Origin of the sequence: Paenibacillus tabacirhizosphaerae (assembly GCF_040812395.1) — a bacterium.
Taxonomy (GTDB): Bacteria; Bacillota; Bacilli; order Paenibacillales; family NBRC-103111; genus Paenibacillus_E.
Genome location: NZ_JBFNXH010000040.1, coordinates 1 through 8,106 on the forward strand (window position 1 = coordinate 1; position 8,106 = coordinate 8,106).

Here is an 8,106-nt window from a genome sequence, read left to right on the forward strand (position 1 = left end):
TGGACTTCACCGACCCTATCGCGCAAAACTGTTTGTCCGGCGTATCTTGTCCAAAAGCCCGGGTCAACCCGGTAATTTCAATCGGGTCACCCAAGACCGTTCCGGTTCCGTGGGCTTCCAAATAACTGATCGTCCGCGGATTTACTCCGGCTTCTTTCAAGGCTTGGCCTACTAAATCTCCTTGCGCATTGGGGCTTGGTACCGTATATCCATTGGTCTTTCCTCCATGGTTAATGGCTGTACCTTTAATAACCCCATAAATCTGGTCGCCGTCTGCGATTGCTTTTGATAGCGATTTCAGCAACACAGCCCCTACCCCTTCGCCGGCAACAAAACCATCGGCAAGCTCTCCAAACGCCTTGCATTGATCCGTCGATGAAAGCATCGTCTTCGTCGATAGTCTCAAGTAATGCACGGGATCAACAATTAAATTGACTCCACCCACGATCGCACATTCACTTGTGCCGCTATGAAGGCTCTCCAGGGCCAAATGGATCGCTGTCAACGAAGAGGAACAAGCGGAATCCACAGCTATGCTCGGACCTTGAAAATTGAATAAGTAGGAAACCCGGTTAGCAATTGACCAATAACTATGCCCCGTAGGATAGTTTCCATTCATAACTCCGACAAAAACGCCAACTTTACGGCTGTTACAAAGAGTAGCCGTTGTGTACCCGGCGTCTTCAACACTCGCATAGGCCGCTTCAAGAAACAGCCGCTCCTGAGGGTCCATTTTCTCAGCTTCGGCAGGAGCAATATTGAAAAATAACGGATCGAATTTATCGATATCCTCGAGAAATCCGCCCCATTTCGTATAGATGGACCCCTTATTCCCTTTCTCAGCGTTAAAATATTGTCTCCAGTTCCAGCGCTCACGGGGAATTTCTGAAATACAATTCTGCCCCTCTTTTAGTTGATTCCAAAACGCATGAATATGAGGAGCACCTGGGTAACGCCCGGAAAGGCCAACAATAGCAATATCTGGAACCGCCGAAAGTGTTGAGTCCAGTTTTGTAATTTCCGACGCCTCCATTTGGAGGAAACGTCTTGATTTCTTCATTCCCGTCTGATTTTGCGTTGATGGTATCGGGACGTACCCTGTATCAACACTCGTTCTCTCTTCATCTACCCCCTTTTGCTCTAAACCTACTAAAACAATCAATGACTCCTTTTGGGTCTTTAAGAAATGCTCTACTAAAGCATCAATAGTTTGATATTCGAAAAATATAGTACTGCTAACATTGTTAAATACTTTTCTCAAGTTATTCGTTAACTGTGTAACCAAAATCGAGTCAATCCCATACTTTTCCAAATGCTCCGTCGAATCGATCTTGTGACTGGGCAGCTTTAGTGTTTCTCCAATCAATCTTTTCAGATACGACGTACTTTTTTCCCGCAGCAAATCCGAAGCAGCTTCTTCGGTTTGTTTTTGAAAAGGTTGGGGTCGAGACGCTTCCGCCTCTGACATTAACGACTTTGCTTTCTGTTTTACGTGCTTGGCAAATGAATGAGAGTACTGTTTTTGTCGGACAACTCCGTTACTCTCTGCCGCAATAATCTGTAACCCCAATTCATGCGCCGCTTCGGCGGGAAAATAAACCGACTGAAAACCTTCATTTTCCAGAACCTTGCGCCAGGTTTCAGACGATAAGCCAGGACAACCCGGCATACGTAAATCCGGATCTTGATACCGCCACCAACCTTCTAAAAGGCCAAAAGTCAAATGGGTGAATAGCGACTTCCTGCTTATTTCATTTAATAGGATCAAACCGTTTTTCCGTACGGCTGCTTTCATATTGCGCAACGTTTGCCGAATATTCGGGGTAGCATGGATGACATTCGCGGCAATGACAATATCGTATTCACCCACACGGATTCCTTGTCCGGCAGCCGGTTCTTCCACGTTAAAAAGTTGATAAGTCAAATAAGGATTGCTAGCCCCATATTCTTTTTCCGCATGCATCAAGAACGCTTTCGAGATGTCTGTATAACAATACTCTTGAATATGCTCCCAATATGGCGCAAGTTTACTAAAAATCAAGCTGCTGGTTCCACCCGTACCTGCCCCAAGTTCAATCAGGCGAAATCGCGCAGACGGATCTTGCTGCAATCGGTCTTCGATATGAGCAATGATCGTATCCACCAGTACTCCATTAAAGCAATCCGCAACCAGGTTGTTTTTGTAGATCCCTTCCACCAATTCAAGCGATGAATTAGGAAACAGGATGTCTGTAGCAGGCACTTTACCTGTAAGAACTGCAGGTAAAGCCCGCATGGTCTCTTCTACCAGAGTCGCATGGGCTTTCAGATTCGGATTTTCCATCCATTCTTTCTTCTTTTGAGACCACTCTCCCCATATGGAATCTAGATCTATTGAGGGGGCTTCATTGGCCACAACATGTGTTCCGTCCATCCGAAGGTAATGATTTTTCGCCAAAACTGCGAAACTTTCTTCCAACCAGCGGTCGTACGTCTCTATTATTCCCGTTTTCTTTTTGATGTCTGTTGTCAATTCTTTTGCCGCAAACATTCCAAGCGCTTGTAATTGACCCAGAAGCAGCCTATGGAGAACGTCCTCCATTTCTTTCACGGCTGCGTTTTCTGTGCTTCTCAACTCTTCAATCTCACGACTTTGCAATGGCATGTTGTTCATTATTTTTGCAAGACTTGGTTCCGAATGATCCGGATAAATCGTAATTAACTCCTCCATCGGTTCTAATTCCTCAAAACCAATCGATTTCGTAGTTTTTATCAATCCGATTTGATCCAGGGGTCCTGCCAGAAGTGTCTCCAAGGCTGCCATAGCTTCCGGCGGTTCTATCGATCCGATTCCCGCCTGTTCCATCCGTTCCCGGTAAGCTTTGGAAGCGACAATACCGACACTGCCCCAATATCCCCAATTTATCATTTTCACTGCGCATGGCCATTCCAAAGAAAGTTGACGGGCAAAACCATCCTGGAATGTACAGCCAGACGTATAATTGCTTTGTCCCAAAGCTTTTGTAAATGAGTTGAACGAAGAGAAAAACAAGACAAAATCCAGCGGTTCTTTTTGAAAAACTTGAGCGATATGTACGCTTATATCAACTTTAGCCGCGAGTCCTGCTGTAAATTGTTCTTCTTCCATATTCGCCAAACTTTGATCACCAAGCACGAGCGCAGAATGAATGACTCCATGAATCCGGGTATATGTTTGCTTTATCTCTTCATATGCTTGTTGCAATGCCTTCCGATCTGTCGCATCAGCTGTAATGTATTGCGGTGCTGCTCCTAAGTTTGCAAGCTTATCCAGCTTAGCTTGTACCGCTTCATCTAATTGGCGTCTGCCAATCCAAATGATCTGTGCTTGATACGTACGAATCATGTATTCCGTCCAAATTTCGCCAATACCGCCGGCGCCGCCAACTACTACATAGACACCTCCATTCCTGTATGATGTTTGAGTCATGTTAGCAGGCTGGATGGTAAGCAGCTTCTGCCGATACCATTCCCCACCTCGGTAGGCCACGGGGTTGCCGCGGGGATCCCATGGAAGCGTGAACATTTCCTCTATCGGCCACTTGCAATCCGCTTCCAGATCCACAAGACGAATACTCCAATTCGTATATTCCTTAGCCATTGAACCGATCAATCCGTCAATCCCCGCATGAATTGGATTTACCCGATCATTTTGATGAACGGGTTGGGCCTGAGTGGTAATCACGCTCCACTTCAGATCTTTTCCGCCACAGCCTAATCTCAACAAGGCTTTAATCGTTCTGAAAATCGAGAGGATACTTCGATTTTGTTTTTCAATCAAGGAATCTTCAAGCAGGGAGCCTAATGAACTATATGGAGCAATCCATATAACATGATCTGCGGTTCCGTGCACCTCAAGTTTTTTGGCTATTTCGCCTGCATGATCATTGAATCCAACTTCCAGAATGTGCGCGTTTGGAAAATACTGCTTAATGGCGCTTTGCTGGCCTGGATGTCCGCCAATAATCAAAACCTGATCGTTTGAGAGCGAAAAAGCTTGATTTGGTTTTTTCGAAATTACATCCCATACAGGTGTTACCATCGTAGTCCCTAGGGCAGCTTGCGGCATAGCATTGTTCTGAAGCTCCCCTTCCAGTAACCTGGAAGAGAGCTCCTTCATCCGAATGCAGACATTACCTTGCTCATCGCATAGATCAATGTCTAATTTCCTTACCTTATCCCCCGCCTGACTGTCATTACTATTCCGGATCCAAGCCCACATCTTCGGCGTACAAGTGCCAATTATTTCGATCTCCTGTAAGGCAAAAGGCAACGCCGGCTTCAGCTCTTCACTGCCCATTCGCAGCCCGATCGACGCTTGGAGCGCGGAGTCCATGATACTGGGATGGAGAACATACTGGTCCTGGGAGTCCCGAACAGACATCGGCAATGACAACGCTGCCAATACTTGACCTTCTCCCACATACACGTTCTCAATCCCCTGATGCCCCGGTCCATACTCCATTCCCAGCGCCCGAAACGCCTTATACAGCTCTTCGGATGTGATGCTGCTTTGATTGCATTTCTCCCGAATGGCATTAAGATGCAACACAGGGATTTCCTTCGCCGGTCTAAGCAGCGCTCTGCCCTGGCTGCATACGACCGATTCGGCAGGATCCGCTTCATCCTCACGGTAGATTTCATATGCAATCTCCCCGTCTTCTTGCGGATACAGCCCAATATGCACTCGAAGCGGCTGTTCTCCTACAACGATTGGCTGCGACCATATCACATTTTTCAGCCTGATTGCAGCTCCGCCTTTTGCTCTTGTTGCCTCCGCCACTGCGGCTCGCGCCATCTCCAGACAAGCAGCTCCCGGTAAAAGCCGTTGTCCTTTTATTACATGATCGGTTAGGAAAAACTCCTGCCCCGTTAAAGTTGTGCTAAATCGCTGTTCGGTCAGGTCGGAAGTATTTTTCTGCAATAAGGGATTGGAAAAATGGGATTTCTCGTCGTTCACAATTCGAGTATTAAATTGCCGCAGCAAGTGTAAGGCTTCTGTTTTCGATAATCGCCCATTTTTCACCTCAGATAGAACGTATTTTAAAAAACGATCCATAGCTAACCTCCCGCATAAACTAAATCCCATTTCAAACTTCCAATAATTCTTTTACTTTCCGAACCGCAACATCAATACTAATGGAGTCATCGATTACTTGATCAATTAATTGTTCATAAAATCGTTCATCCAATCGAGCATGATTTTGTGAGGATAGGGAGGTCGTTTCCGATTGATTCATATTTTCGGGAACCCAGTATCTCTCTCTAGCAAAAGGATACGTCGGCAAGCTGACTCGATGCGGCTTGATCCCCGGGTAAAGCCTGTTCCAGTCCATACTCAATCCTTTAACCCATAAATCAAGCAATTTTTCATAGCTCTTTTGGCTTATCCAGGCATCGATCGCTGTAACCGGATCTTCTTCTGTAGTGAAGGCTGTCACGGTCTCCTTATTACGTTTGATCTGACCCCGGTATAAGTTTTCGATATCGGCTTGACCTTCCAGGAAACCTGTCAGCTTGTCTTGGAGCTCCTTCAGGGAGCTCGCGATTACGGCCAAGCGTTCTTCCATGGCTTCCCGCCCCACTTGGAGCGTATAGGCGATATCGATCAAATCCCTGTCTGTGAAAGGCTGCTCTTGAATGTCGGCGGTCAATCGCCGCACTTGTTCTTTGAGGCCTTCCTCGTTCTTGGCCGACAATACAATAATGGCCGGATTTTCGGGACTAACCGCAAAATGAGAATGTTCCCTTTCTCTGGGAATATATTCTTCGATGACCACATGGGCATTGGCTCCTCCAAATCCAAAGGAACTAACTCCAGCCCGACGGGGAACATCTCGGCCTTCGGCATCTTGCAGCGAATTCCATTCTTTGGTTTCTTGCACAATATAAAATGGACTGTCTTGAAGTTGAATATATGGGTTAACTGTTTCGCAATGAAGGCTTTTAGCCAGCGTTTTGTGTTTGATTTGCAGCAATACTTTCATTACGCCTGCGACCCCTGCGGCCAGTTCCAAATGACCAATATTCGTCTTCACTGAACCCAAACCACAATTAGCAGCTATGCTCCCGGAATCTCCCGTAGCCTGAAACAAATCCTTAAACGCTGCTTTCAAACCATTGATTTCAATCGGGTCACCAAGTTCAGTTCCTGTTCCGTGGGCTTCGATATAAGTAACCGTTCTTGGATCAATTCCAGCCTTCGTATATGCCGTTTTCAGCAGTTCCGCTTGCGCTTTCGGATTAGGCGCCGTCAAGGAATTGGCCCGGCCTCCGTGATTTTCGGCTGTGGCCCGGATCACCCCATAAATATGATCGCCAGCTTGTTCCGCATCCCCCAGCTTTTTCAGAAAGAGCATCCCTACCCCTTCTCCTCGCACATAACCGTTGGCGTGGTTTGAAAACGTCTTACACCGTCCGTCTTCACAGAGCATTCCAGCTTTGTTGAAGCTGATATAAGGTTCAGGCGTCACGAGCGTGTTGATGCCACCAACAATCGCCATGTCACAGCTGCCTGTCTCAATGGCGTTCACAGCTCTGTGGATCGCTACCAATGAGCTTGAGCATGCGGTTTCGACGGGTTCGCTTGGACCATGAATATTCAAGAAATAACTCATCCGATTCGGCCCCATCGAAGCTACTGAGCCGGTTGAGCTGTAGCCTTCGATGGACACTTTCGCTCGGGATATTAATCCGCTGTAGCCGCTATTGGCTGTTCCTACAAATATGCCGGTTTTGGTCCCCGAGAGGCTTTGAGCTGAATATCCGGCATCCTCAATCACCTTCCAAACATAAGTCATCAACAGGCGTTGCTGTGGATCCATAAGTTCAGCTTCCCGCGGTGATATCCCAAAAAACAGCGGGTCAAAATCAGCGATGCCATCCATAAAACCACCCCATTTAATGTTGGTTTTATTGGCTTCCTGGGTTGGATCGCCATAATACTCCCGCCAATCCCAGCGTTCTTTTGGAATTTCGCTGATACAATCTTTCCCTGCCGCTAGATTACTCCAAAATTCTTTCATATCCTCAGCCATAGGAAATGCCCCGCTCATGCCAACAATCGCAATTGGCTCGGGGACTATTGACTTCGATTCGGATACGGGCAAGGTCTGGGCTGCGACAAATCGCGAGCGCTGTCGTTGACCGGTAAGCTTGAATTCAGTTGTTTTTTCTTTCCCTGGCAGTGGAACCGTAGTTTGAGCTATTGCATCAAATTTGCTTGCCAAAGCGGCTTGATGTTCTTGGATCAAGTATTTCGCAAAACTCTCCAGGCTGGAATACTCGAAAAATATAGTTGGGGCAAGTTCGAGCTGATATTCCTGGTTGATGATATTGGTATATTGAGTAAAAGCTATCGAATCAAAACCGTATTCACTCAAACCAACCTCTAAACTAATGTCTTCACTCTTAACTTTCAACAACTTTGACATCATTTGTACTAAAGCTTTCTGAACTTTATCAATCAAGTTCAAGTTCTTCGTGACGTTGCTGCTTTGAGAATTGGCCTCATTAACAATTACTTTCGGTTCTGGTGTGGCTGAATCCGAAAGTAGTCTTTGCTTCATTTTAGCCAAGTTCCCCTCCATCACCATGACCTGATCTCTTCTCGATACCAGGCCTTGGTACAAGGCGCGGATTCCTGTCTGAGTCCGCATAGGGATCATCCCTGTGTGTTGCGTCATCAGCTTTTCACGTTCTTGGTCAACGCTCATTCCGCCATCCTGCCACAACGGCCAATTGACGGATAGCGTTTTGCCATGGCGTAAGTTCAATTGGGCCAATCGGTTGCGGTAATCGGCATAAGCATCCATAAAGGCATTGGCAGTCGCGTAGTCTGCCTGCCCGATATTTCCGAATCTCCCTGTTAAGGAAGAAAAAAAAATAAAGAAATCCAGTCTCAAATCCTGGCTTGCCTGATCCAGGTTTTCCAATCCAGTAACTTTAGGAGCCAATACTTCTACAAATTCATCCTTCGTCTTTTTAATAATAAAATTATCCTTAATCACTCCGGCGCTATGAATTATGCCATCGATCTTTCCGAATTGTTCCTGAAGGCTTCGTATCAATTCTGCCACTGCTTGTTTA

The 8,106-nt window shown here is 46.4% G+C and carries 2 protein-coding genes; both read right to left on the bottom strand.

All coding sequences use genetic code 11. From position 1 onward, the window contains the following. The coding region (locus tag ABRS97_RS27680) for an SDR family NAD(P)-dependent oxidoreductase (protein ID WP_367859141.1) at positions 1-5,077 on the bottom strand (5,077 nt) is incomplete at its 3' end. Between the two features lie 31 nt (positions 5,078-5,108). Next, positions 5,109-8,106: type I polyketide synthase (locus ABRS97_RS27685; RefSeq protein ID WP_367859142.1), on the bottom strand; the 2,998-nt coding region annotated here is incomplete at its 5' end.